The organism is Sorangium sp. So ce834, assembly GCF_051521425.1.
GTDB classification, from domain to species: Bacteria; Myxococcota_A; Polyangia; order Polyangiales; family Polyangiaceae; genus Sorangium; species Sorangium cellulosum_D.
Genome location: NZ_CP150351.1, coordinates 7,821,594 through 7,847,139 on the forward strand (window position 1 = coordinate 7,821,594; position 25,546 = coordinate 7,847,139).

Sequence of the window (25,546 nt, forward strand, 5' to 3'; positions counted from 1 at the left end):
CCTTCAGTACGAGCGGACCTGCTGGAGATAGGTGTCGACGTTGCGCGAGAGCTCGGTGAGGCTGTCGCCGCCGAACTTCTCGAGCAGGGCGGCGGCGAGCGTGATCGCCACCATCGCCTCGCCGACGACCGAGGCGGCCGCGACGGCGCAGACGTCGCTCCGCTCGAAGGCGGCGTCGAACTGCTCCTTGGTGCGCACGTCGACCGAGGGGAGCGCGCGCTTCAGCGTCGCGATCGGCTTCATGGCGGCGCGGCAGATGAGCGGCATGCCGTTCGTGATGCCGCCCTCGAGGCCGCCGGCGCGGTTCGACGGGCGGGTGAAAGCGTGCGCCCCCTGGTCGTACGCGATCGGGTCGTGCACCTCGGAGCCCGAGATGCGCGCGGCCTCGAAGCCGATGCCGATCTCGACGCCCTTGATCGCCTGGATGCTCATCAGCGCCTGCGCGAGCCGGCCGTCGAGCTTGCGATCCCACTGCACGTGGCTGCCGAGCCCGGGCGGCAGGCCGGTGGCGATCACCTCGAAGACGCCGCCGAGCGTGTCGCCGCGGTGCGCGGCCTCGCGGATGGCGTCGCGCATCGCCTGCGCCGCCTCGGCGTCGACGCACGCGAGGTCCGAGGCGCGGGCGCGCTCGCGGAGCTCGGCGAGCGGGAGATCGCCCGCGCCCGAGGCCGCGGAGATCGTCGACCGCACGGGGCCGATCGAGAGGACGTGGGCGAACACCTCGACGCCGACCGACCGGAGGAGCTTGCGGCAGACGCCGCCCACCGCGACCCGCGCCGCGGTCTCGCGCGCGCTCGCCCGCTCGAGCACGTCCCGCAGGTCCTTGCGGGCGTACTTCAGGCCGCCGGCGAGGTCCGCGTGGCCGGGGCGCGGGCGGGTCAGCGCCTCGGGCGGCTCAGGGAACGGCTCCGGGCCCATCCGCCCCGCCCAGCTCGCGTGATCGCGGTTCTCGATCACCATGGCGATGGGGCCGCCGAGCGTCTCGCCGCCGCGCACGCCGGCGACGAGGCGGACGCGATCGGTCTCGATCTTCATCCGCCCGCCGCGCCCGTAGCCGCGCTGGCGCCGCGCCAGATCCTCGTCGATGTCCTCCGCGAGGAGCGGCATGCCCGCCGGAATGCCCTCGACGGTCGCCACGAGCTCCGGCCCGTGCGACTCGCCGGCCGAAAGCCACCTGAGCTGCGTCATCGTGTGGAAAACCTCCTCTGCGCCCGGAACCCCGGGCCAAGCCTGCTGCGTATTACAGGTCGATCTGCTCCACGTCGACGCCCTGGGTGGCGGAACGGCCCGCGCCGGCCTTTTCTGCTCCGGGGGAAGCAGCGGAGAGGGCCGCGGGGGCGGCGGGAGACCGGCCGGCGCCGTCCGCGACGACCGGCTCGCCCAGGAACCGGGTCGCCACCGCGGCGAAGCTCTTCGGCAGATCGGTGACGAGCAGCGCGAGGCCGCCCGGCGCGGTCCGGGAGGCGGCGAGCCCCCGCTCGGCGAGGAACGACGCCACGTCCTCCGCCGTCGCGGACGCGCTGTCCACGATCGGGAGGGGGCCGCCGGCCAGCGACGCCGCCTCGGCCTCGATCGCCGCGCGGAGGAGCGGGAAGTGCGTGCACCCGAGCACGACCGAGCGGGCGCCCGCGCCGATGAGCGGCTCCAGGTAGCGCCGCGCGACGAGCCGCGGGACCTCGCCCTCGACCCAGCCCTCCTCCGCCAGGGAGACGAGCAGCGGGGCCGCCTGGCCGGCGACCTCGGTGCGGGTGCTGAGCGACGCCACGGCGCGGGGGTAGGCGCCCGACGCGATCGTCCCGGCCGTCCCGAGCACGCCGATCGTGGCGCCCCGCGAGGCGGCGACGCCGGCGCGCGCGCCGGGCAGGATGACCCCGAGGACGGGCAGATCGAGCTCGACCCGGAGCATGTCGATCGCGACGGCGCTCACCGTGTTGCACGCGACGACGATCGCCTTGACGCCGCGCCCGATGAGCACGCGCGCGCAGCCGAGCGCGTAGCGGACCACCGTCTCGGGCGACCGGGTGCCGTACGGGACGCGCGCCGTGTCACCGAGGTAGACGATGTCCTCCGCGGGGCACCGCTCGCGGAGCGCGCGCACGACCGTGAGGCCGCCCAGGCCCGAGTCGAACACGCCGAGCGGCGCGTCGCGGTGGGACGTCACGGCTCCTCGATGCGGAAGAGGTGCACCGGCTCGCGGAGGAACTCCTCGCGCGCGACGGCGTCGAGCGCGCTCCGCACGAGCCCCTCCTGCGCGTCGTGCGTGATGAGCACCACGTCGACCGCGGGCTCGCGCGCCGCCGCGCCCGAGCTCCGCTTGGTCGGCCCCTGCTGCACGATCTGCTCGATGCTGACGCCGGCGTCGCCGAGCGCGCCGGCGATCCGCCCCATGACGCCCGGGCGGTCCTCGACCGCGAAGCGCAGGTAATACCGCGAGACGATCTCGCTGAGCGGGCGGACCCGGCGGGGCTTGATCGACATGCCGCGGCCCTGCATGCCGGCGACGCCCGAGGCGATCGAGCGCGCGACGTCGAGGACGTCGGAGACGACGCTGACCGCGGTCGGCAGATCCCCGGCGCCGCGGCCGTAGACGAGCGACGGGCCGACGGCGCGCCCCTCGAGGAGCACGGCGTTGAGCACGCCGGAGACGTTGGCGAGCACGCTCTGCTTCGGGATCAGCGTCGGGTGCACGCGCAGCTCGATGGCGTCGCCGAGGTCGCGGCCGATCGCGAGGTGCTTGATCGTGTAGCCGAACCGATCGGCGTAGAGGTGGTCGGCCTCCTCGATGGTGCGGATCCCGGACGTGTGCACGTCGGCGGCGTCGACCTGCGCCCCGAAGGCGAGCATCGCCAGCACGATCAGCTTGTGCGCGGCGTCGTGGCCGTCGACGTCGAGCGACGGATCGGGCTTCTCGGCGTAGCCGAGGTCCTGCGCCTCGCGCAGCGCGGCGTCGAACGACGCGCCCGTGTCGCGCATGCGCGTGAGGATGTAGTTGCAGGTGCCGTTCACGATCGCGGTGACGCGCTCGACCCAGTCGCTCGCGAACGCGTCCCGGAGCGTGCGGATGATCGGAATGCCGCCGCCGACCGCCCCCTCGAACGCGAGGTCGACCTGGCGCGCCGCCGCCCGCGCGAGGAGCGCGGGGCCGTGGGCGGCGAGCAGCAACTTGTTCGCGGTGACCACGCCCTTGCCGCGATCGATGGCGCGCTCGATGAGCTCGCGCGCGGGCGTCTCGCCGCCCATCACCTCGACGACGAGGTCGATCGCGGGGTCGTCGACCACGTCGGCGGGGTTCGTGGATAGCAAGCCGCGATCCAGGGCCGAGACGCGCTCCTTCTCGAGGTCGCGGACGACCACGCGCTTCACCACGAGGGGCACGCCAGCGCGCTCCGCCAGGTAGCCGGAGTTCTCGGCGAGGAGGCGGAGGACGCCGCCGCCGACCGTCCCACAGCCGAGGAGCCCGATCTGGATCGGCGCGCCGCCGCGCAGGCGCCTGCGATCGCTGGCGGCGTGGGGTTCAGGGTTCAAGTTCAAGGGCGAGCCGCCTTCCGTCTTCATGCGCGCGGAGCTTAGCGCTTCTCGCGCCGAGAGGTGACGCCTATGCTGCGAGGGCCATGGCGGAAACGATCAAGGGCGTTCTTGGCGACGAGTTCAGGTTCCACGTGGGCGAGGACGGGGGCGCCGTGGAGCGGGGGCCGCTGCTCCCGCTGCGCGTGCTCGTGGTCGCCGATCTCACCCCGCGCGATCCGCACAACGCCGGGGCGAGCCCGCCCGCGGGCGCGGCCCGCGTCGACGCGGGCCGGTTCGACAACCTCTTCGCGGCGCTCCGGCCGCGGATCGCGATCGAGGTGCCGAGCGTGCTCGCGGGCGGCCGGCCGGCGCGCGTCGACCTGTCGCCCACCGGCCTGAAGAGCTTCCGGCCCGACGCGCTCTGCGCCGAGGTGCCGCTCCTGCGCTCGCTCCTCGACGGCCGGCGCGTCCTCGATCGGCTGCGCGACGGCTCGGCCACGCTCGAGCAGGCGCGCGCCGAGCTCGATCGGCTCTGGGGCGGCTCCCCGCTCGTGCGCGACATCCTCGGCCTGCTCCCGGCCGCGGGCGCGGGCGCGCCGCCGGGCCGCCCCGCGGCGCCCGCGGTGGAGCGGCCCGCCGCGCCGGCGCCCGCGCCGGCCTCCGACGTGGACGCGTTGCTCTCGATGGTCGACCTCGGCGGCGGGGACGCCGGCGCGGCGCCCGCGGAGGCGGCGCCGGGCGGCCCCGATCCGAGGCCCGCGGAGGGGGGGCGGTTCGCCGAGCTCATCGCGACCGTGGCGGCGAGCGCCCGCCCGCGCGCGGGGCAGCCCGCGCGCCCCGCCGAGGCGATCGCGCAGCTCGAGCGCGCGCTCGGCGCGCAGCTCGGCGCGATCCTGCAGCACCCGGAGGTGCGGCGCCTCGAGGAGGCGTGGCGGGGGCTGAGCCTGCTCGTGGACCGCGTGAAGGCGGCGGAGGGCGTCCGGGTCGAGGTCGTCAGCGCGCGGCCGGACGAGGCGGCCAGCGCGCTCGCGCGGGTGCTCGCGCAGACGGCGAGCACCGAGCCGCCGGCGTCGGTCGCGATCGTGGACGTCGCGATCGACGGCAGCGCCGCCGCGCTCGCGCGCCTCGAGGAGGTGGCGCGCGTCGCCGAGGCGCACGCGCTCCCCGCCGTGGTGAACGGCGACCCGCGGCTGCTCGGGGTCGACGGCCTCGGCGGCGTCGAGCGGCTCGACAACAAGGCCGCGCTGTTCGGCGCGCCGCACCGGGCGCCGTGGCGCGCCGCGGCGGCGCGGCCGTGCATGCGGTGGGTCGCGATCGCCATGAACCGCGTGCTCGGCCGCATGCCTTACGACAAGTCGACCTCGCGGATCCGGGAGGCGGCGATCGTCGAGCAGCCGGGCGACGAGGGCGGCCGCGTCTGGATCTCGCCGGCGTACGTCGTCGGCGCGCTGATCGCGGCGAGCTTCCGCGAGACGGCGTGGCCGTGCCGCATCGCGGGGGCGAAGGGCGGCGGGGTGCTCGGGGACCTGCCGGTGCACGAGGTGAAGGGCGCGTACGAGGGCGACGAGGGCGTCGCGATCCCGACCGAGGCGTTCGTGTCGACGGACACCCAGCGCGATCTCTCGAAGAGCGGTGTGCTCCTGCTCGCGTCGGCCCCGAACAGCGACGCGGTGTACGTCCTCACCGCGCCGACGGCCTATGTCCCTCCGGAGAAGCGCACGTACGACGGCTCCACGGCCGAGCCCGAGGCGCGCCTCGAGCGCGTCTCGCTCGTCGACCAGCTGTTCGTCGCGCGCGTGGTGCAATTCCTGCGCGCGCTCGCTGCGAAGCTGCCGGCGGACAGCGACCCCGCCGAGGTCCAGCCGGTCGTCGAGGGGGCGCTGTGGACGCTGTTCGAGAACGCCCCGCCGGCCAGCATCGAGCTCGCGGTGAAGGCCGGCCGCGGCCAGGGCGGTGCCGAGGTATCGGTGACGGTGCGCCCGCGCCGTTTCCTCGGCGTCGGGCTCGACGAGGTGTCGCTCGAGATGCCGCTCGGCTGAGGCAGGATTGACGCCGCCCGGTCGGCGGGTGAAGAATCGCCGCATGCGGCTCCGCGTCGCGATCCTCATCTCCGTCCTGAGCACCCTCTTGATGACGTGCCAGCGGCCGCCGGCCCCGCAGGCGCCGGCAACTGAGTGCGGCTGCCGCAAAAAGTAGCCGGCGAAGGACGACTCTGCAGCTCCCGGGGGGAGCAGCTGCCCCTGTCGCCGCCAAGCGAGAGCTCCTCGGGCGGAGCATGCCTGTCGTGCTGCGGAGGAGCCCCGGGAGGACCCGAGATCGCTCAATCCACCTCGAAGGCCACCTCGGAGGAGCTCCAAAGAGCGAATCCTGCGCGGCGCACCCACACGCACCGCAGGATTGCCACCCGCCGTCCGGCGGCGCCACCTCGACGCGATCTTTCCGAGGTGGTCGGCCGGAGCTTCTCCTTCGGTGACGACGCAGCGCACGGAATTTTCGCCCCTCTCGTCTCGACGGTGCGCATCGGATTGCGCTGCTACGCAGCCGCCGGCGCAGTCGCTCCGTTGCTCAGGCGCTCGGTGACGCCGCGGCGCGCGGTTGCTCATTAGCTCGGCGGCGCGCGGTTGCGCGCGAACTGCCCAGCTCGCGCGGCGCGCGCCATCGACTCGCCACGAAGCGGGGGTTGCGTCCGCCCTCCTTCGTCGCGAACGGCCCGCGGATTGCAATCTCCGCGGCGCATGAAGCCTCGCACCCAGCAGAACCTCCGCTCCAATCACCCGTTCGCCGGCCGCAGGGCTGTGGTGATCGGTGGGAGCATCGCGGGCTTGGTCGCAGCCCGCGTGCTCGCCGACCATTTCGACGAGGTGGACGTCATCGAACGCGACGGCATCCCCGACGACCTCCGCGAGGCCCGCAAGGGCGCGCCGCAGGCCCGCCACCTCCACGGCCTGCTCGCCCGGGGAGAGCTCATCCTGAACGACCTCTTCCCCGGGTTCACCGAGGACCTGATCCGGGACGGGGCCGTCGCCTACGACTTCGGGGTCGGCCTCGCCTGGCACCACCTCGGCGCGTGGAAGCCGCGCTTCGAGACCGGCGTGCAGACCGTGTGCATGACCCGGCCGCTGCTCGAGGCGCACGTGCGCCGCCGCACGTTCGCGCTGCCCGGGGTGCGGCGCCTGGACCAGCGCGAGGTGATCGAGCTCTCGGCCTCCCCCGATCGCTCCCGGATCACCGGCGTCGTGGTCCGGCGGCGCGACGCGCCGGGCGGCGTCGAGGAGCTGCCGGCGGACCTCGTGGTGGACGCCAGCGGCCGCGGCTCGCGCGCGCCGGCGTGGCTCGAGGCGCTCGGCTACGCGCGGCCCGCCGAGTCGACCATCCAGGTCCGGGTCGGCTACGCCGGCCGGCAGTACCGGCCGCGGGATCCGGCCGCGCTCCCGTGGACGTCGCTGTACGTCCTCGGCTCGCCGTCCGACAGCCGGCGCTTCGGCAGCATCGCGCCGGTCGAGGGCGGGCGCTGGCTCGTGGTGCTCGCGGGCCTGTTCGACGATCACCCGCCCGCCGATCCCGACGGCTTCCTGGAGTTCGCGCGAGGCCTGCCGAACGACGCGGTCTACCGCGCGCTGCTCACGGCCGAGCCGCTGACGGACGTCGCCACGTACAAGTTCCCGGCGCACCTCCGGCGGCACTACGAGCGCATGGCGCGGCTGCCCGAGGGGTTCGCCGTGCTGGGCGACGCGCTCGCGAGCTTCAACCCCGTTTACGGGCAGGGGATGACGTCGGCCTGCCTCCAGGCGCTCGCCCTCGACGCCGCGCTCGCGGAGCAGCGCCGCCGCGCGGGCCCGGGCGCGATCGCGGGGCTCGCGCGCCGCTACCACGCGGCCGCGGCGAAGGCGGTCGATCTGCCGTGGCAGATGTCCACCGGCGAGGACCTCGCCTACCCCGAGACCGAGGGCCGGCGGCCGCTGCTCCAGCCGATCCTGCGCTGGTACACCGGCATGCTGCACCGCGCTGCGCAGGTCGATCGCGAGGTCTACGTGCGCTTCGTGCGCGCGATGCACATGCTCGACGGGCCCGAGGCGCTCCTGGATCCGGGCCTGATCCTGCGCGTGCTGCGCGCGGGGCGGTCAGCCTCCGCGCGCGCGGCGGCCCCGGCCCACCGGCAGCCCGCCCGCGCCTGAGCGGCCGCGGCCGCCGCCCGGCTCCGGCCGCGTGGCGGCGGGCGCCTCCACCGGCGTGGAGGCTGGCGCCGCCAGGCGCGAGCGAGCCTCTCGCGGCGCCGACCCCCGACACCCGCAGGACCTCTGGACGAGCGCCTCCCCGCGGCCTCGCGCGGCGGCGGGGCGTTGCCTGCCCGTCGTGTTCTGGTAAGAGTTGCGCGCCTTTACCCATCACCGCTCGGCGCGCGAGGCGGCCCCTCGCGGAGGCAGGACATGACCGAACCGATGAATCCGCTGCTGGAGCTCGTCACCCGCGATCGAGAGCACGACTGCGATGGGTATGGCCAGGCGAACGTCTGCGTGCGGGTCGTGGGCGTCGCCGAGCTGCCGACGCGCGCCGGACATTTCCGCATCGTCGCGTTCTGGAACAACCGCGACGCCAAGGAGCACATCGCGATGGTGCACGGCGACGTCGTCGGCGCCTCGAACGTGCCGACACGGCTGCACTCCGAGTGCCTCACCGGCGACGTCATGGGCTCGCTGCGCTGCGACTGCCGCGATCAGCTCCTCGAAGGGCTGAAGAAGATCCAGAGCATGGAGCGGGGCATCCTGCTCTATCTACGCCAGGAGGGCCGCGGCATCGGGCTCATCAACAAGATCCGCGCGTATGCGCTGCAGGACCAGGGGCTCGACACGGTCGAGGCGAACCTGGCCCTCGGCTTCCGCGACGACGAGCGCGACTACGCCGTCGCGGCGCACATGCTGCACAGCCTGAACGTGAGATCGATCGAGCTCATCACGAACAACCCGAACAAGGTCCAGCAGCTCAAGCAATACGGGGTGTCCGTGACCGGGCGCATCCCGCACGTGATCCCGCCGAACGATCACAACCGCTTTTATCTGGAGACCAAGGCGAAGCGGTCAGGCCATTTCATCGACATGTGGGGCAAGCCGCACCTGACCGAGCAGAGCGATCCGGTGGTGGTCGACGGGATGTCGCCGCCCGACTCCGAGCGGCCCCCCGCGAGCTGAGCGCCCGCGGGAGGGGGCCCGGGCCGAGCATCGTCGGCGCCCGCCGGCCCTCGTCGATGTCGACAGGGCTTCGCGGGGCGCCGCGCGGCGCTGTCGCGATCGTGTCAGGGCGCGTCGATGAGGCGGCGCACCCGGCCCGCGTGGGGGCTCGACGGGAACTGCGCGAGGAACGCCTCGGCGCGGGCGCGCGCGCCGCCTGCGCGCCCGCTGCGCAGCAGCGCGTCGATCGCGACGAGCTCCCGCTCCGCCGCGAGCCGGCCGTCCGGGAACTCGGCCCGGTGCTCGTCGAGCAGGGCGAGCGGCGCCTCCGGCGACCGCGCGAGCACCGCCCTGATCTCGGCGAGCCGCCCGGCCTCCCGGAGCAGCTCGTCGCGCTCCAGCAGGGCCGCCCGCGGCGCGGCCAGCCCAGGCGCGGCCCCGCCCTGGCCCGCGCCCCGCGGGGGCGGCTGCCCGGGCGCGGCGGTCCGAGGCGGCGGCCCTTCGCCCGGCACGAGCGGCACAGGCGCTCCGAGCGCTTGCTCGCTGCAGCCTGCGAGGAGGACGGGGAACGCGGCGGCGAGGCCTCCCGCGATCCATCGATGGCGTGACGAATGGTGAACGACGTGCATGTCGCCGGACTCCTTATGGGCCGAGCTCGCGGATCTCCGCAGACACGGGCGCGCTCGGTTGCGCATGCCCGTTCCCGGCCGCAGCTCGCCGTCGCCGATGCCGCGGTGGCGGCACGGCGTGGTCGACGTGTTCGGTTCGCGCTCCAGCAACACCGGCTCGAGCGCCAGCATCCATGGCTGACGGGCGTAGTGTAAAATTGAAGTTGGGATTGTCAACTCTGCTTACATCGATCGTCGGAAAGCAGCGCGATGCCTTGTCGAAGGCGTCGGTCGGCCCATTGAGCACCTCTGGCTCAAAACGTGCCCAAACCGTGCCCATGACGCGCGCAAGACGTGCTTAAAACGCGCGCAAGACGTGCTTAAAACGTGCCGGCGACGCCCGCGCCAACGCCGCCCCTCGCGGGTGCGAGCGAGATTCGGAAACCGTGCGTGTCGGGACCGGAAATGCCCCGGCGCGGCCCGTGAAACAGAACCGGAATCAGCACGCCGGTGGCGGAGCCGAGCACGGCGCCCGTGAGCACATCGGTGAAATAATGGCGATCGCCGGCGATGCGCAGGTAGCCGGAGAGCGCGGCGAGCGCCACGCCGTTCGCCCACACCCACGGCGCCGCGCGGTATCCGCGCATCGACGCCACGGTGCCGCTCGCGGCGGCGAGGGCGAACGTGGCCGTGGCGTGGCCGGAGAAGAACGAGAGATGGTCGTCGTTCGGGAGGGGGCCCGAGAGGCCCTCACCGGGGCGGTGCACATCCGGGTTGTCGAAATGGGAATAGGGCCGCTCGCGGCCGACGATGTACTTGGTGACCTGGTTCAGGCCCATCGCCACCACCGTCGCTTCGGTGACGATCACGAGGTCGGCGGCGATGTTCTCGGAGCGCCCGTCGTACCACGCGGCGAGCGCGGTGAGGCCCAGCGCGGCGACGGGCGCGACGGCGAGGACCGTCACATTGCTGAGGTCATGGGCGGTGTTCGGGTTGCCCCTCCACACGAGCGCGTCGCGGACCGACGTGTCGAGCGCGTTCGCCGCGCACCAGCGGCACGGCTCGGGGGCGAGGCCCTTCTTCGCGAGCTCGGAGGCGACCCACGCGGCGCCGCCGACGACGGCGATGGGCAGATCGATCTCCGCCCGGTACGCGAGCTCGGGAGACGGCTCGGCGGCGGCGGCGGCGGGCGACAGGGCGACGAGGAAGGCGGGCAGAGCGATCGCGGCGGTACGCACGGAGGGGGCGGCAGCGTACTCTGGGCGGGTCAGGCGCGCGACGGCCCCGGCGCGGCGAGCAGCAACCCGTCGAGCAGGCGCGCGTGGGCGTCGTCGACCATGCGCCGGAGCTCCACCGGACCGGCCTTGGACAGCGCCCCCGACGCCGCGAGGGTCGCGAGGCCGTGGTGCATCGCCCAGATCGGGACCGCCAGCGCCATCGGATCGCCCGGCGGGAACGCCCCGGCGCGCTGCGCCTCCTCGATGAACCCGAGGAGCAGGCCGAGGCTCCGCGAGGTGGCCGCCGCGACCCGCGGGTCGTCGGCGTCCACCTCGCTGGAGTACATCACGTGGAAGGGAGCCGGGTGCTCCAGCGCGAAGCGGACATACGCGTAGCCGGCGGCCAGGAAGCGCGCCCGGAGCTCGCCCCCGGCCTGCTCGAGGGCGGCCGCGATCTGCGCGGCGAGCCCCGTGCTCGCCTGCACGGCGAGCTCCGTCATCAGGGCGCGCTTGTCCGCGAAGTGGCGGTACGGCGCGGCGTGCGAGACGCCGATCCGCCGCGCGACCTCGCGCAGCGTGAAGCTCGCGTTCCCCTGCTCCTCGATGAGCGCGAGCGCCTCCTCCAGCACCGCGCGCCGGAGGTCGCCGTGGTGATAGGGCCGCTCGACGGAGCGCGACGCGGGAGCAGGGGGGGTGCGCGCGCGCGGACGGCGGCGCCTTGCGGGGGGAGCCACAGCGCAGGGGCACGATACCACGAAGACCGGCCGCCAGAGGGCCCGCGGGGCGGGCTCGAAGAAAATGTAGACGGCGGAAACTTTCCGGATGTTGTCACTGTCATCATCGGGCGCGCGGCGGCCCCTGGGGGCGCGTCGCGCGGCACGTCCCGTCCACTTCACCCCGTCCAGGAAAGGAGCCCCGTATGTCCGAGCCCCGTCGATCCCCCGAGCGCGAACGCCTCCTCGCCGCCGTGGAGCGCGTCCGCGGCGTCGCCGTCGCCCACGCCGAGGCGTCCGAGCGGCTGCGCACGCTCGCGCCCGCGGTCGTCGATGCGCTGCAGTCGAGCGGCCTCTTCGCGATGGCGGCACCGCGCGCGGTCGGCGGCGCGGAGAGCGATCCGCTGACGCAGCTGGAGGTCTTCGAGGCGATGGCGCGCGCGGACACGTCCGCGGGGTGGTCGCTGATGATCAGCGCGCTGCTCGCCGCCCTCGCCGGGGGCACCTTGGCCGACGAGGGGGCGCGGCAGGTGTTCGCGGGGCCGTTCCCCACCTTCGCGGGGCTGCAGGTCCCGAGCGGGCTCGCGCGGCGGGTCGCCGGCGGGTACGTCCTCGAGGGCCGCTGGGCGTTCGGCAGCGGCGTGCGGCACGCGCGCTGGGTGTTCACCGGCGCGATCGTGGCGCCGGAAGGCGGGGCCCCTCCGGCGGGGCCGCCCGAGATGCTCAGCCTCGCCGTCCCGATCGAGCAGGTGGTCGTCGAGGATACGTGGGACGTCGCCGGCTTGCGCGGCACCGGGAGCGATCACTACCGGATCGAGGGCGCATTCGTGCCCGAGGCGCTTACGTGCGCCTTCCCGGGCGCCCCGCGGCGGCGCGGCGGCGCGCTCTACGCGATCCCCCTCGTCGCGCTGCTCGCGGCCGGCCACGTCGGCTTCGCGCTCGGCGTCGGGCGGCGCGCGCTCGACGAGATCGCCGCGGTGGCCCCGCGGCGCATCAAGGCGTGGCCGCAGCTCGCGCTGGGCGGCCACGCGGCCTTCCACATGGACCTCGGGCGCGCGGAGGCGAAGCTCGCCGCGGCGCGCGCGTACGCGTTCGACGCGCTCGGGCGGATGTGGGACCGGGCGCGGGCGGGCGAGGCGCTCGCGATCGAGGACTGGGCGGAGATCCGGCTGGTCCAGACGTACGTGACCGAGGTCGCCGCGGAGGTCGCGGGCTTCGCCTACCGCGCTGGCGGCGGGAGCGCGCTATACGCGGCGAGCCCGCTGCAGCGCTGCTTCCGCGACATGCACGCGGCGACGCAGCACATCGCCGCGACCGACGACGCGTACGAGTTCGCCGGGCGCGCGCGGCTCGGGATCGCCGAGCTGCACCCGCTGCTCGCCCCGCGAGCGGCCGCGGGCGGCGATCGGAACTGACTCAGCCGGCGTGAAGGATCCGAAGGCGATCGGGCTCCGCCGGATCTCGATCGACGACTTGGACTGGCGGCCAAGCCCATTGCCAAACGCTGATGCCTGGCGTGCGGGAGAGCTGGATCTGTCCGCGGGTGCCTTCGACCGCGACGCGCGCCCAGGCTTCGGCGGTGCGCGCCCGGTCCGCGCCGCCAGAACGCAGCACATCGGCGAGGACGGCGACCGTGTCGTAGCCCTCGAAGGCGACGAAGGAGGGCGCTTCGGCCAGCCGCTCGCGCAGGGCCGTCTCGACTCGGGCACCGAGCGGGCTGAGGCGCTCGGGCAGGTAGCGCAGGAACGGGATCGCGGCGCCGTCGCCGCCCAGCAACCTCGCCCATTCGGCGAACTCCGGTTGCCCGGCCGGAGCACCCATCATGATCTCGGCGAGGCGCTGGTCGCGGCGGACCGACTTGACGATCGACACCGCCGGCTCCGGGTAGCCGACCAGAAGAAGGAGGGCTGTCGCGCGATTGTCGACGAGCTCGTCGCGCACGGCCGCGGGGGTGAGCGCGCGCATGTCGAGCTCGATGACGGTGCCGCCGCGTGGAGCTAGGTAGTCCCGCAGGATGCGGGCCCCAGACGCCCAGTAGACGCTCGAATCGGCTGCTATGGCGATGCGCCTGTGGCCCGCCCCGAGGAGGAAGCTCGCGTAGATCCGCCAGCCGTGGGACTGCGCCGGGGCGAGGCGCGCGACCCATTCCGTTGGCTGTTCGGTGAGCGCGTCGAGAACCGCTGACGAGCAGAGGAACGGCAGGCCGAGGGCGTCGGCCCTGGCGGCAGCGGCGCGAGCGGCGACGCTGTGATATTCCCCCGCCAAGGCAGCCACGCCCAGGCGAGCCAATTCATCGACGGCCGCCGCGGCCCTCTGTGGATCAGCCGCGGTGTCTCGGACCACCAGCTCGAGTGGTCTTCCGACGATCCCGCCGGCGTCATTGGCTTCGCGAACGGCAAGCTCGAGTCCAGCGAGCAAGTGCCGGCCTGCCTCGACCCAGCCGGGCCGAGTCAGCGGAACGAGAGCGCCGATCTGGACGGATGATCCGTCGGTCCGCTCCGCTCCAGGTGGCGACAGCGGCGTACTCATGCGTTGGCGTCTCCCCGCCTGGCCGGCCCGTGCGCGGTTTTCTTTCCCTCGCGGCCCGCCGTCAGATCACGCCGAGCGCGATCATGGCGCGTGCGACCCGCAGGAACCCCGCGACGTTCGCGCCAATCACATAGTTGCCCGACACGCCGAGCTCCTCGGCCGTGTCGTAGCACGTGCGATGGATGTTCGTCATGATCTCGGCGAGCCGCTTTTCGGTGTGCTCGAACGACCACGAGTCACGGCTCGCGTTCTGCTGCATCTCGAGCGCCGAGGTCGCCACGCCGCCGGCGTTCGCCGCCTTGCCCGGGCCGAACGCCACCCCGGACTCGAGGAAGACGCGCACGCCCTCGGGCGTGGTGGGCATGTTCGCGCCCTCGGCGACGGCGCGACACCCGTTCTTCACCAGCGTCGCCGCGTCGCGCGCGTTCAGCTCGTTCTGCGTCGCGCAGGGGAGGGCGATCTGGCACGGCACCTCCCAGACGTTGCCGCCCGACACGAAGCGCGAGCGCCGGCCGCGCCGCGTCGCGTACTCGCTGATGCGAGCGCGCTCGACCTCCTTCACCTGCTTGAGCAGCGCGAGATCGATGCCGTCGGGGTCGTGCACGTAGCCGCTCGAGTCCGAGCACGCAATGACGTGGGCCCCGAGCTGCTCCAGCTTCTGGATCGCGTAGATCGCGACGTTGCCCGAGCCCGACACCACGCACGTCTTGTCCGCGAGCTTCTCGCCGCGCGCCCGCAGCATGTCGGCGACGAAGTAGACGGCGCCGTAGCCGGTCGCCTCCTTGCGCACCAGCGAGCCGCCCCACGCGAGGCCCTTGCCGGTGAGCACGCCCGACTCGTAGCGGTTCGTGAGGCGCTTGTACTGCCCGAACATGTACCCGAGCTCGCGCTCGCCCACGCCGATGTCGCCCGCCGGCACGTCGGTGTACTCGCCGAGGTGGCGGTGGAGCTCGGTCATGAAGCTCTGGCAGAAGCGCATGATCTCGCCTTCGGACTTCCCCTTGGGGTCGAAGTCCGCGCCGCCCTTGGCGCCGCCGATCGGCATCCCGGTGAGCGCGTTCTTGAAGACCTGCTCGAAGCCGAGGAACTTGATGGTCCCGAGGTAGACCGTCGGGTGGAAGCGGATGCCGCCCTTGTAGGGGCCGAGCGCGCTGTTCACCTGCACACGGAAGCCGCGGTTCAGCTGCACCTCGCCGCGGTCGTCGACCCACGGCACGCGGAAGATCACCTGGCGCTCGGGCTCACAGATGCGCTCGATGATCTTCTGCCGCGTCAGCTCGGGGTGCTTCGAGAGCACCGGGCCGAGGGACTCCAGGACCTCACGGACGGCCTGGTGGAACTCCGATTCGCCGGGGTTGCGGCGAACGATCTGCTCGAAGAGTGGCTCAACTTTCTCGTCCAAATGCACCATGTCGCGGGAGGTATACACCGGCCAGGCGCGCTGTGCATTCGTCCTCGCCATCAAACCCGATTGTTCGGAGGTTGCAGCCCGCTCATCAGAGCAGCATCAGTATCAAATTGCTGATACGATGTAATTCTCAGGAGGAAAGCGGACCGCGGGAGGCACCTTCTGTCCCCTGACGTGGGCGTGGCGATTCGCCCTTGACATCGTATCGCGCTGAGCATCGCGAAGGGGCGCAGGTAACCGAGCTCACTGCGCTCAGGCGAACGAGGAAGGGCGCAGCGACGGAAGGCCGCAGGCAGCACGCAAGGGGGGACCATCGTAGGGACTCACGGAGACTGGGGTGAGTCCTCGCCCTGGCCACCCCCCCGAGCGCCAGGAGCTCGTGTGCTCGCGCGCGCGTGAGCACCGCCGGCACAGCGTTCAAGCACGCGCGCGCGTCCCCCTGTTGACGGGGCGCGTCACGTCGGCCGTCAGCAGGTGCCGCACCGCCGTGTCGCGGCTACTTGAAGATCTTCATGTGCGGACGCGCCATCAAGCGGTCCACGTAGGCCTCCAGCTTGGGCCGCCCCGGCGGCGCGCCCCACAGGCGCTTCCAGATGAACATCGAGCCGATCATCACGTCCGCCGCGGTGAACCAGTCGCCGAACAGGTACGGACCGTCCCCGAGCTCGCCCTCGACGACGTCCATGGCCGTCTCGAAATTCGTCCACCCCCGCTGCGGCAGCGTCTCGACCTTCATCAGGTGATCGCTCATCGCGCACGCCAGCGCGAGATCGCAATGCAGTGAGCGCGGGCCCGAGGGGTTGAGTTCGCTCAGGACGGAGAGGTTGCTCGGAGCCGGAGGTGCACGGACAGGAGCCGAGGCGGGTCGTTCCTGGCGGCCTCTGCGTCGCGCCACTCGCCCAGGTGGACGAGCTCGTACCCGGACGACAGGCCGGCATTCACGTACTCGGAGACATCGTGCAGGAACGCGGGCACGCGCTCGGGCTCGCCCGTCTCCCGGTTGACGAAGTTGGCCTGACCTCCGCGCATCTGCCGCATGGGGTGCAGCTCGCACAGGAAGAGCTCGCCGCCTGCGCGCAGGGCGCGCGCGGCCTCGGCGAAGATCGCGTCGACATGCTCGATGTGCTCCAGCACGAGCATGGCAATCACCACGTCGGACGAGCCGAGAGCGGCCGGCCAGGGAGAGCGGATGTCGTGCTGCACGAACCGGACGCGGGGGGAGCCCACGCGCGCCCTCGCCTGCCGCAGCATGCCTTCGGAGAAATCCAGCGCGAGGACGCTCCCCGCGCGCTCGGCGAGCCACTGCGTGTTGAGCCCCGTGCCGCAGCCGATCTCGATCACGTCGCGGCCGGCGATCGTCAGGCCCCGCGCCCGGAGGACCGCGGCCGAGAGCTCGCGGGTCCGGTTGGGGTCGTCATCGTACGTCGCGGACCAGCGATCGTACGCGGTGGCGATCTCGGGCTTGCCCGGAGAGGTGGACATCCGCGGCCTCCCTACAACCCGAGCTCGGTCAGCCCCGGGTGATCGTCCGGACGGCGGCCGAGCGGCCAGTGGAACTTCCGATCTTCCGCAGCGATGCGCGCGTCATTGATGCTCGCCTCGCGCCGCCGCATCAACCCGTGCGCGTCGAACTCCCATTGCTCGTTGCCATGGGACCGGTACCAGTTCCCGCTGTCGTCGTGCCATTCGTACGCGAAGCGCACCGCGATCCGGTCGCCCGTGAACGCCCAGACCTCCTTGATCAGGCGGTAGTCCAGCTCCCGCTGCCACTTGCGGTGCAGGAACGCCTCGATCGCCTCCCTGCCCTGGAAGAACTCGGCCCGATTCCGCCAGCGGCTATCGACGGTGTACGCCAGCGCCACGCGCGCGGGCTCCCGGCTGTTCCAGGCGTCCTCGGCCAGCCGCGCTTTCCGGGCGGCGGTCTCGGCGGTGAAGGGCGGCAACGGCGGACGCGACGCGGCAGGATCCTGGCTCACGGTGCACCTGCGCGAACCTTCGTCGAATCGCCCGTCCCGGGCAACCCCTTTTCGCGCTCGGGGGGCTCTCCCGCTCCCCTCCTCCCGCCAACACGCGCGGCCGCCGCTCGGGCTCGCCGCCCCGGGGAAACGTCGCCGCAGGCCCCGGTGCGGGCGCCCTGTGCGGGCGCCCTGGAGGAGCCGCGGCGGGGCTTGACGCTCGCGCGGTCGAGGAGAACTCGTTAGAGTTGCTCTGCGCTTGGAGACGCCCGCGCGCTCGATGGCACGATGACCCTCCCGGATGCACCTCGGCGACACGACCACGGCGCGGGCCGCCGGCCTCGCGGCCGCAGCGAGCCCGCTCCTCCGGAGGTGGCCGGCCCGGACGGCGCGGCGCTGGCGGGCCGTCGCGCCCGGGGCGCGGGGCCGTGAGCTCCGATCCGCCGGGCGCCGACTACCTCGACGCGATCTTCGCGGCGATCCGCGGGGGCGCGGCCCAGCTCACGGCGATGAAGGCGTGGCTCGGCAGCGCCCAGCGCGCCGCGTCCTCGTCCTCGTGGCGCTTTCAGTTCCTCGCCGCCGCGCGCGCGGCGCACCGGCGAGCCGGCGCCTACCTCGACGAGACCGAGGAGCGGCTGCGCCGGCTCGGCCCCGACGAGCAGGTCCCGGCCCCGCTCGACCGGCTCCCGAGGAACGTCGCCGCGATGCGCGCGGATCTCCGCGCCGAGGAGCAGCACCTGCATCGCCTCGAGACGGAGGCCACCGCCCGGCACGAGGCGAGCTCTGGCGCGCGAGGGAAGCGGAGCGCCTCCTAGCGTCTTCGAGGATGTGGGCCAGTATGAGGCTGCGCGAGCTCAGCCGGGGGGCCGGCGGGCTTGCGGGCTTCGCGGCCTTCGGGCCCCCGGCGGGCGCCGGGGGCGGCGCGCCGAAGCTGGCTCAGCGCGGGAGGGGCATCCACGCGCCGTCGGTCGGAACGTGGATGTGCGCGGGCAGGCGCTTCGTCGCGGCGCGCTGAACGAACGCCGTGACCGGCTCGCGGTAATGGCCGAAGGTGGTGTGGTGGATCGGGATCACGTGGCGGGGGCGGAGGAGCGCCGCGGCGGCGACGGCCTCCTCGGCGTCCATCGTGCGGAGGCCGCGCGCGCCGTCGACCCCCACCGCGCCGAGGTGCGGCAGCCACAGGTCGATGGGCGCAAAGCGGGCCGCCACCGCGCGCATGGCATCGGTGAAGACCGAATCGCCGGTCCAGTAGATCGAATAAGGCGCCGCGCCCTCCCAGCGCAGCACATACCCGTTGCCCTTTCCGAGCGTCGCGTCGAGCGCCGCATCGTGGGAATGGTTCGCCGGGACGGCGAGGATCCGGAGGCGGCCGGCGCGGGTCGGAATGATCGTCTCGCCGTCCCAGTCGAGCGGCGTCAGCCTGGTGAACCCCGCGGCGCGCGCGGCGTCGGCCGCGTCGGGCGGGAGGACGAAGGTGACGTCCTTCGGGAGGGTCTCTCTCGCGACCGCATCGAAGTGATCGGCGTGGTTGTGGCTGAGGAGGATGACGTCGAGTCGCCCGAGCGGCTCCGCAGGAGGATCCGTGTAGCGGGCGACCGGCGCGTTCTCGACGCCGGTCGACGGGTGCTTCGGGAGGACGAACACGGCAGGCCCGCGCGGCCCGAGGACGGGATCGGTGAGGAGCCGGAGCCCGTCGCGCTCGAGGATCGCCGTCGGACCGCCGCGCCACTGGAGGCGCCCGCTCGATGCCTCGGCGTCGGCCGCCACGCCGGCCGACGGCTCGACGCCGGCCGACGCAGCGGCCGGCGGGGCGCTGGCGTCGGCGCGGTTCGCCGGCGCGCATGCGGCCAGCGAGAGCGCGAGCAGCGGCGCGGCGAGGGCCGCCGCGCGCGCCGGCGGCGTCCGCGGGAGGCGCGCCGACCGCTGGCCGGGGCGGGGCACCGCGCCGGCGCGGTGAGGGCTCGAGGGCTGCTCGGCACGCCCCACCAACATGCTCGGGACACACTGGGTCTGGTTCATCGTCGTCGCCTCCCTGGCCGCGCGGTGACGAGGAGCACCTCGGCGAGGGAACGCGCGCGCGCGGCCGCGCCCGGTCCCCCCTCGCGGACGGCGGTCACCGTCGCGCCGTCGATCAGAAGCAGGAGCTGCGGCGCCAGCGCGGCGGCGTCCGGCACGCCGGCCTCGCCCAGGAGCCCCTCGAGATAGTCGATGAGCCGCTGCTTGTGGCGCTGCGACGCCTCGTGGGCGGGGTGGCTCCGGCTCGCGACCTCGACCATCGTGTTGAGGAACGCGCACCCGCGGAAGTCGTTCGCGGCGAACCGCTCGGAGAGCGCGTCGAAGACCGCGAGCGGCCGGTCCCGCGGGTCGCTCGCGAGGGCCTCGACGCGCCCGGCCAGCCACGCGCGAAAGCGCGCGTCGCGGGCGTCGAGCACCGCCACGAGCAGCTCGTCCTTGGTCCGGAAGTGGCGATAAAAGGTGGCCTTGGCGACGCCCGCCTCGGCGATCAAGCGATCGACGCCGACGGCGCGATACCCCTCCGCGTAGAAGAGGCGCTCCGCGACCTCGAGGATGTGGCTCCGGGCGTCGCTCACGCCCCTGATTAAGACAGACAGGTCTGTCTTGTCAAGGGCGCATGACCGCCGGCCCGCGCGGTCGGCGAGAGCGCTGGCTGCGCGCGCCGGAGATCTGTCCTGGGCCGCGTCGGCGTGCCGGCGCGGCGGCGCCGGCCGGGCCCGCGACGCCGCCGCGCGGCCACTTCCGGGCTCACTCGACCTCGATCAGGAGCTCGCTCGCCGAGAGCACGATGGCCCTCGAGTCCACGACATCGCTGTTCACGACGGCGACCACGGCGGCCTTGCGACTCGAACGTTCAAGCAAAAAGCAGCTCGCGCGCACGGGAACGCGGCTCGCGCGCGCCGATAGACCGAACAACTTGACTATCGGTCTTGCCGTCCTAACCTGAGCTCGTTCACCATCATCAAACGCGGCGCGTGACCCGCAGAGGGGTGGCTCGTGAACTCCGGACATCTGGTTACGCCCAAGCTTCGGCTCGTGAGGCCGCTCGGACAAGGAGGGATGGGGAGCGTCTGGGTCGCCGACCACCTCTCCCTCGGGTCGCAGGTCGCCGTGAAGTTCATGGCCCCGGAGATCGCGCATAGCGCCGGGTTCGCCGAGCGCTTCCGGCGCGAGGCGATGACGGTGGCGCTGCTCAAGAGCCCCCATGTCGCCCAGGTGTTCGATCAGGGCGTGACGGAGGCGGGGGTGCCGTACATCGTCATGGAGCTGCTCGAGGGCGAAGATCTGAAGAGCCGTATCCATCGCCTCGGCCCGATGTCGCTCCATGAGCTCGCGTGCGTCGTGAGGCAGGTCGCCAGGGCGCTGGGGCGCGCGCACCAGCTCGGCATCGTCCACCGCGACATCAAGCCGGAGAACATCTTCCTCACCGCCCTCGAGGACGAGGGCGAGCTCTTCGTCAAGGTGCTGGACTTCGGCGTGGCCAAGCAGCCGGTGAGCTGCGATCAGGGCATGACGTCGACGGGGAGCTCGTTCGGGACGCCGCTTTACATGAGCCCGGAGCAGCTCCTCAGCGCCAAGCACGTCGACTCCCGCGCGGATCTGTGGGCGCTCGGCGTCGTCGGGTACTATGCCATCACCGGCCGGGTGCCGTTCGCAGGAGAGACCCTGGGCGCGCTCTCCGTGGCCATCCACGCCGGCGTGTTCCCCCTCCCCAGCGTCATGAGACGGGACGTCCCGCACGCCTTCGACGCCTGGGTCACGAAGGCGCTGCAGCGCGATCCGGCGGCGCGGTTCGGGTCGGCCAGGGAGATGGCCGGCGCGCTCGATCAGTCGCTCTTCAGCCTCGCGCTCGCTCCGACGCTCGCGGCCGGCGCGCTCGCCACGCCGCTGCAGTGGCCGCCGCCGTTCCCGCCGGCCGAGCGGGCGGCGCACACGCAGGTCCCCGACAGCGCGGGGCCGCCGCACAGCGGTGGCCAGGCGCGGACGTTCCGCGGGCTCGTCCTGCCGCGCCCGCGCGCTGGACGAGGCCGCGCCGGGTTCCGGCTCGCGGTGGGCGCCGCGCTCGCGGGGGCTGCGGCGCTCGGGCTCACCGTCTTCTTCAGGCAGGGTGACCTCCAGGCGCAGGGCTCGCCCGCCGCCGAACGCTCGGCCGCGCTCGAGGCGCCCGGGCACCAGGCCGCGCCATCCGAGCCGCCGCGGCCCGCCCAGATCGCGCCGCCCGAGCCGCCGCTCGTACGACCCGCAGAGGAGCCCCAGCCAGCACCGACAAGCGCTCCGCCCTCGACGCCGCCCCCGCGCCCGGCCGCCTCCCTCGCGCCGTCCCCTGCCCTGCCTGCGCCCGTGACGGCCAGGCGAGCCGCTCCGCCGAAGCCGGGGCCCGCCGCGACGACGAGCGCGCGGGCCGCCGTGGACAGGATCGGCTTCTGAGCGGCTCGCCTTGGCGCGGCGGCGCGCTTCTTCAGGAGACGCTGATCTCGACCTTCAGGGGACGCTCATCTCGAACGCCACGCCGTAGTTGGGCTGGGCCTTGCCCGTGACCGAGCCGACGAACGGATCCGAGTCGCGCAGCTGACCCCAGCGCGTCGTGCCGCCCGGCATCGCGCTGCCGTCGGTCGTCGCCGCGTAGCCGACCATCACGCCGGAGGCGGGGAGGTTCCGCGCCGTGATCTCGACCGAGTCGCCGTCGATCTCGACGCCGGTGATCTCGATCCGGGTGTTGCCGCTCCAGAGCTCGAAGCCGCGGCCTTGCGCCCACTCGGTGAGCGCCGTCTGGTGGGGAGACGGCAGCGCGGTGTCCCACGCGAGCGGCGGCACCGGGACGTGGAAGTGCACGGTGACGACGTTGCCGCTGCGCTCGACCCGCGTCGGCTGGAGCGGCTGCCAGTCCTTCCCGAGGACGACCTTCTCGAAGTAGACCTGGCCGTATTTCTCGCCGAGCTGCTGGTACCCGTTCGCGTTGAGGTGGATATGATCGTTCGCGTACGGATACTGGTACTTCGGCCCCGAGCAGAGGACGTCGCCCGGGTGGCTCACGCCCACGTGCCACTGCGCCAGGGTCGACGTCGACCGCGAGCCCGCCTCGAGGGGCACCGAGTGCTGCTGGGACACCAGCATCGGGATGCTCCGCGTCTGCCCGGTGAGCGGCGGGATATCCTGGTTGTAGTCCGACCACAGCTTGACCAGATCGCCCTCGTAGGTCGAGCTGCCGGCGTCGGCCTCGCCGTGCGTGATGATGATGGCGCCGACGCCGAACGTCTTGCCGGCCTTGCTGGCGAGCTTCGCGACCGCCTCGGCCTCGAACAGCGTCGCCGCGTAGGCGCGGCCCATGGTCGTGTCGCCGCTGACCACCTCGGTGGCGCCCTTCCGGAGGACGCTCATCGGCTGCCCGCTCTCGCCGACGACGGTGTGCACCGTGACGTGGTCGCCGACCATCGCGGCCTTCGCCAGCGACGAGATCTGATCGGCCATCGCCGTGTGCGGCGTCTCGCCGTAGAGGTTCTTCGGGTAGGCGCTCGGGTACGTCGTCGCGAAGGGGCGGATGGGCTCGACGAGCGGCACCAGGGAGAGGGCGCTGCTCTCCGGGTCGAACGGGGGCACGCTCGCGTTCCCGAGGGACAGCTTGAGGTTGTCGAAGCGCTGCTGCGTCCCGATGGGCGGGTTCGCCTCGGCGCCGACCGACAGGCTCTGTCCCGTACCGACGATGCCGGTCCAGTCCCAGGCCGGCGCCGGCGTCACGCTGCCGCCCGAGCCGCCGGTGCCCGCCGCGTCGCCCCCGGTGCCGGCGCCGCCCCCGCCGTCCGCCGCGCCGCCGGAGCCGGTCGAGGCGCTGGCGCCGCCGGCGCCGCTCCCGCTGCTCGTCGCGCTCTGGCCGCCGGAGCCGCCGTCGCCCCCAGCGCCGGAGGAGGACCCGCTCGATGAATCGCACCCGAGCCCCATCAGGAGAAGCGCGAGGATACCTGATGAGCTGAGGCCCAAGAACAAAGGTTTTCGCATGAGTGGCTCCTTGTCGCCGCACGAGCTGGGCCGCGCGGTCCCCGCGTCCGGGAGGGTGGCTCACCGATCCTCGCGATCAAGGTGGGCCTGCGATGCTGCGAAGGCGATCCAAGCTGGCGTCAGGCAAGGTTATCCAGGGCCGCGGCGCAGGACGCGGGCTGTGGTGTGCGGTAGGCGCGTAAGAGAACCGAACCGGTTCAGTTTGTCAAGTTTTCTGTGGAGCGGCCTGCAACTCGGCAGGATCTCGGCGGGAGAGCGCGCCAGCGAGCGTGACATGTCACGGTGCGAGCGTGACATGTCACGCCCTCGATCGTGACGACTCCTGGTCGCTCTCCCAGCCGCCCCGCCCAGCAACCCGGCCAGGCACGCGCGATCAGCCGCATTCTTCGGCCTGACGGCGCCGCCGCGACGCGAAGGCGCGGCGCTCGTCCATGTCGCGGAGCACGCGCACGAGGCGGCATACGCCTTGCCTGACTGCGCGCAGGCTCGGTACACACCCGAGCTCCTGACCAGATCACCCCCGCTATTTCCTTGAATCAACGCTGAGCATTCCACCCTTCTTAAAGGTGACATGAAGAATTCACATGAAGGTAGCTCGCCGCGAGGCGCGCCGGTCCTTGTCATGATGTCCGCTGCCTTCGCGCTGCTGTCTGGCTGTTATTCGGCCGTCGACGCGGGGGAGGCCGAGCCCGTCCAGGAGGCCAGATCCGGCCTGACCCTGACCGGCCAGACATTCCGGTCGGTGAGCTTCTCCAGCGGGACGCCGTCGGAGAGGTGCCGCGTTCCGCCGGTCGATCCGAGCGCGACGCCCAAGGTGCCCATCTTCGCTCCGAACACGCAGATCACCATCAAGCGCCGCGGCCTCCTGATGGGCATCTGCACGGTCGAGTCGACGACGAGCAGCGATCCCACCGTGTTCGAGATGAACGAGGTCGCGTACGGCAATCGGGTCTACTGGGCGCTGTACGACGACCCGACGCCGCCGTACACGACGTTGCCGGAGATCGAGGTGTCGAACGAGTACGCGACCGGGGCCGCGCCCGCGATCGCCGCGCCCGCCACCAGCATGGCCGACGCGCAGGCGACCTCGTGGACCAACCACGGAGTCATGGAATACACCTACCGGAGCCCGAGCGCGGGCGTCGTGTACGCGGTCGCCCACCCCACGGAGCGGGGTGCGTTCGACCAGGTGAAGCTCATCCATGAGTCCGACACGACCCGGAACGGCGTGTGGGCGGTCGCGATCAACGGGAACTCGCAGTCAGGGGCGACGCAGAGCTATCATATCACCTCGACCCAGATCAGCCCGCTCAGCTTCCCCGGGATGAACACGTTCATCACCGACCCGCTCCCCTATTCCGTGTCGTTCCACGCCAGCTCGGACTCGAGCTGCGTCAACACGCACGTCCGGGTCGGCGGCCGCATGGAGGCCGCCTTTCGCCAGGGGATGGCGGAGATCGTGCGCGACGAGCTCGCCAGCGTCGCGTCGGGCCTGACCGTCACGTGGTCGCGGGGGTGCGACGCAGGGGCCGGCCTGGACAATTTCGTCAACAAGATGGCGCGCCGTTCCCGTGGGGTGCAGATCGAGCAGCGCTTCAGCGAGATCGGCGGCGTCCCGGCCCGCCGGGACGCCGTGGCGCGCGCCGTCAAGTCCGTGTACGACTGCCTGCTCGACGCGCCCGACGTCCTGTCCGAGTCGCCCGGCGACCCCGCCAACCCGACGACGTTCCTCGCGGACAGCGTGGACGCGTCGTACGCCGGCGGCAGCGTCTGCCCGCGCTTCGTCGCCGAGGTCGACCTCGTGAAGACGGCGAGCGGGCACACGCACTCGATCCGACCCACCGTGTGCGAGGCCGGCGATCAGGTGCACGTCGACTACTACTGGTACAACGAACCCCAGGTCGCTTACGAGCGGCTCGGCGGAGGCGACATCACCTACGACGCCGCCTGCACGCCGACTTACGCGGTCGACAACGTGAACTTCCAATTCGACTACATCGATCCCGGCAACCTGGCGATCGGCAGCTCGGGCAAGACGCGCATCCGCGCGGTCGCGCGGGCCAAGAGCGCGGGCGGCGCGCTGAAGGCCGTCAGGTTCGAGATCGATTGACCCAGGTCCCCCCGCGACGTCGCTGGCTCGCCCTGCCCGACCTCTCGACGACGAGCGAGGATCCCTTGTAGACAGCCAGACGGCGGGCGACACCACGTGGCGCTCACGTTGCGCCGGAGGGCGGCCCCCACCCGGCCGGCGGCGCCCCGAACCCCGGCGGCGCCCCGAACCCCGGCGGCGCCCCGCCGTCGCCCCGGCGCCGCCCTCGTTCAGGTGGAACTGCACCCGCTGCTTCGCCTCGTCGAAGCACACCCCGCTCAGCTGCTCGCCGATCAGGGGCCGCCCCTCGAGCTCCCGGAAGCGCTCCTCCAGGTCGAGCCTCAGC

21 protein-coding genes are annotated in these 25,546 nt (G+C 73.0%); 7 read left to right on the top strand and 14 right to left on the bottom strand.

Annotation, left to right across the window (positions count from 1 at the left end; all coding sequences use genetic code 11):
- Positions 1 to 3: 3 nt before the first annotated feature.
- Genes aroC through WMF20_RS28165 form a run of 3 tightly spaced genes read right to left on the bottom strand, consistent with a single transcriptional unit; the run spans position 4 to position 3,531 of the window.
- Positions 4 to 1,188: a chorismate synthase gene (gene aroC / locus WMF20_RS28155; RefSeq protein ID WP_129577344.1), complete on the bottom strand. Its 1,185-nt coding sequence runs from the start codon at positions 1,186 to 1,188 to the stop codon at positions 4 to 6.
- A gap of 52 nt (positions 1,189 to 1,240) precedes the next feature.
- Positions 1,241 to 2,161 (bottom strand): glutamate racemase, encoded by a 921-nt coding sequence (murI, locus tag WMF20_RS28160; protein WP_437605022.1) that lies wholly within the window; start codon positions 2,159 to 2,161, stop codon positions 1,241 to 1,243.
- Positions 2,158 to 3,531: a homoserine dehydrogenase gene (locus WMF20_RS28165; RefSeq protein WP_272826042.1), complete on the bottom strand. Its 1,374-nt coding sequence runs from the start codon at positions 3,529 to 3,531 to the stop codon at positions 2,158 to 2,160. The genes murI and WMF20_RS28165 overlap by 4 nt, the downstream gene beginning before the upstream one ends.
- Before the next feature lie 80 nt (positions 3,532 to 3,611).
- Between WMF20_RS28165 and WMF20_RS28170 the strand changes: the two genes are divergently transcribed.
- From WMF20_RS28170 to ribA, 3 genes are all read left to right on the top strand, one after another.
- Positions 3,612 to 5,546 (top strand): type VI secretion system contractile sheath domain-containing protein, encoded by a 1,935-nt coding sequence (locus tag WMF20_RS28170; protein ID WP_437605023.1) that lies wholly within the window; start codon positions 3,612 to 3,614, stop codon positions 5,544 to 5,546.
- A gap of 696 nt (positions 5,547 to 6,242) precedes the next feature.
- Complete coding sequence (locus tag WMF20_RS28175) at positions 6,243 to 7,682, top strand: NAD(P)/FAD-dependent oxidoreductase (protein WP_437605024.1); 1,440 nt, start codon at positions 6,243 to 6,245, stop codon at positions 7,680 to 7,682.
- A 252-nt stretch (positions 7,683 to 7,934) separates the two neighbouring features.
- Complete coding sequence (ribA, locus tag WMF20_RS28180) at positions 7,935 to 8,693, top strand: GTP cyclohydrolase II (protein WP_437605025.1); 759 nt, start codon at positions 7,935 to 7,937, stop codon at positions 8,691 to 8,693.
- Between the two features lie 104 nt (positions 8,694 to 8,797).
- Here ribA and WMF20_RS28185 read toward each other — a convergent pair whose 3' ends face one another.
- The 3 genes from WMF20_RS28185 to WMF20_RS28195 form a co-directional block, all read right to left on the bottom strand.
- On the bottom strand, positions 8,798 to 9,301 hold the full coding sequence (locus WMF20_RS28185; protein ID WP_437605026.1) for a hypothetical protein: 504 nt from the start codon (positions 9,299 to 9,301) through the stop codon (positions 8,798 to 8,800).
- A gap of 359 nt (positions 9,302 to 9,660) precedes the next feature.
- Complete coding sequence (locus WMF20_RS28190; RefSeq protein ID WP_437605027.1) at positions 9,661 to 10,518, bottom strand: phosphatase PAP2 family protein; 858 nt, start codon at positions 10,516 to 10,518, stop codon at positions 9,661 to 9,663.
- A 29-nt stretch (positions 10,519 to 10,547) separates the two neighbouring features.
- Entirely contained in the window at positions 10,548 to 11,231 is a 684-nt protein-coding gene (locus tag WMF20_RS28195; RefSeq protein ID WP_237244182.1) for a TetR/AcrR family transcriptional regulator, read from the bottom strand.
- Positions 11,232 to 11,416: 185 nt separating this feature from the next.
- Here WMF20_RS28195 and WMF20_RS28200 point away from each other — a divergent pair, with 185 nt between their 5' ends.
- Complete coding sequence (locus WMF20_RS28200; RefSeq protein WP_437605028.1) at positions 11,417 to 12,625, top strand: acyl-CoA dehydrogenase family protein; 1,209 nt, start codon at positions 11,417 to 11,419, stop codon at positions 12,623 to 12,625.
- 1 nt (position 12,626) lies between these two features.
- On the opposite strand, the gene WMF20_RS28205 is transcribed toward WMF20_RS28200, so the two are convergent.
- From WMF20_RS28205 to WMF20_RS28225, 5 genes are all read right to left on the bottom strand, one after another.
- On the bottom strand, positions 12,627 to 13,739 hold the full coding sequence (locus WMF20_RS28205; protein WP_437605029.1) for an ABC transporter substrate-binding protein: 1,113 nt from the start codon (positions 13,737 to 13,739) through the stop codon (positions 12,627 to 12,629).
- Between the two features lie 61 nt (positions 13,740 to 13,800).
- A complete protein-coding gene (gene gdhA, locus WMF20_RS28210) occupies positions 13,801 to 15,150 on the bottom strand; it encodes an NADP-specific glutamate dehydrogenase (protein WP_437605030.1) in 1,350 nt (449 codons plus the stop codon).
- Between the two features lie 493 nt (positions 15,151 to 15,643).
- On the bottom strand, positions 15,644 to 16,042 hold the full coding sequence (locus WMF20_RS28215) for a glutathione S-transferase C-terminal domain-containing protein (RefSeq protein ID WP_437605031.1): 399 nt from the start codon (positions 16,040 to 16,042) through the stop codon (positions 15,644 to 15,646).
- Positions 15,958 to 16,629 (bottom strand): class I SAM-dependent methyltransferase, encoded by a 672-nt coding sequence (locus tag WMF20_RS28220; RefSeq protein ID WP_437605032.1) that lies wholly within the window; start codon positions 16,627 to 16,629, stop codon positions 15,958 to 15,960. The genes WMF20_RS28215 and WMF20_RS28220 overlap by 85 nt, the downstream gene beginning before the upstream one ends.
- Positions 16,630 to 16,640: 11 nt before the next feature.
- The gene (locus WMF20_RS28225) at positions 16,641 to 17,123 is read right to left on the bottom strand and encodes a DUF1348 family protein (protein WP_129577356.1); all 483 of its coding nucleotides are present in this window, start codon (positions 17,121 to 17,123) and stop codon (positions 16,641 to 16,643) included.
- A 407-nt stretch (positions 17,124 to 17,530) separates the two neighbouring features.
- Between WMF20_RS28225 and WMF20_RS28230 the strand changes: the two genes are divergently transcribed.
- The gene (locus WMF20_RS28230) at positions 17,531 to 17,917 is read left to right on the top strand and encodes a hypothetical protein (RefSeq protein WP_437605033.1); all 387 of its coding nucleotides are present in this window, start codon (positions 17,531 to 17,533) and stop codon (positions 17,915 to 17,917) included.
- 121 nt (positions 17,918 to 18,038) lie between these two features.
- Here WMF20_RS28230 and WMF20_RS28235 read toward each other — a convergent pair whose 3' ends face one another.
- Together WMF20_RS28235 and WMF20_RS28240 are read right to left on the bottom strand one after the other, a co-directional pair.
- Positions 18,039 to 19,121 (bottom strand): MBL fold metallo-hydrolase, encoded by a 1,083-nt coding sequence (locus tag WMF20_RS28235; protein WP_437605034.1) that lies wholly within the window; start codon positions 19,119 to 19,121, stop codon positions 18,039 to 18,041.
- Positions 19,118 to 19,693: a TetR/AcrR family transcriptional regulator gene (locus WMF20_RS28240; RefSeq protein ID WP_437605035.1), complete on the bottom strand. Its 576-nt coding sequence runs from the start codon at positions 19,691 to 19,693 to the stop codon at positions 19,118 to 19,120. The genes WMF20_RS28235 and WMF20_RS28240 overlap by 4 nt, the downstream gene beginning before the upstream one ends.
- Positions 19,694 to 20,153: 460 nt before the next feature.
- On the opposite strand from WMF20_RS28240, the gene WMF20_RS28245 reads away from it, so the two are divergent.
- Entirely contained in the window at positions 20,154 to 21,545 is a 1,392-nt protein-coding gene (locus tag WMF20_RS28245) for a serine/threonine-protein kinase (RefSeq protein ID WP_437605036.1), read from the top strand.
- A gap of 54 nt (positions 21,546 to 21,599) precedes the next feature.
- Here the strand turns inward: WMF20_RS28245 and WMF20_RS28250 are convergent, their stop codons facing one another.
- A complete protein-coding gene (locus WMF20_RS28250; protein WP_437605037.1) occupies positions 21,600 to 23,111 on the bottom strand; it encodes a dockerin in 1,512 nt (503 codons plus the stop codon).
- A 622-nt stretch (positions 23,112 to 23,733) separates the two neighbouring features.
- On the opposite strand from WMF20_RS28250, the gene WMF20_RS28255 reads away from it, so the two are divergent.
- Positions 23,734 to 25,221: a hypothetical protein gene (locus WMF20_RS28255; RefSeq protein ID WP_437605038.1), complete on the top strand. Its 1,488-nt coding sequence runs from the start codon at positions 23,734 to 23,736 to the stop codon at positions 25,219 to 25,221.
- Positions 25,222 to 25,546: the final 325 nt, after the last annotated feature.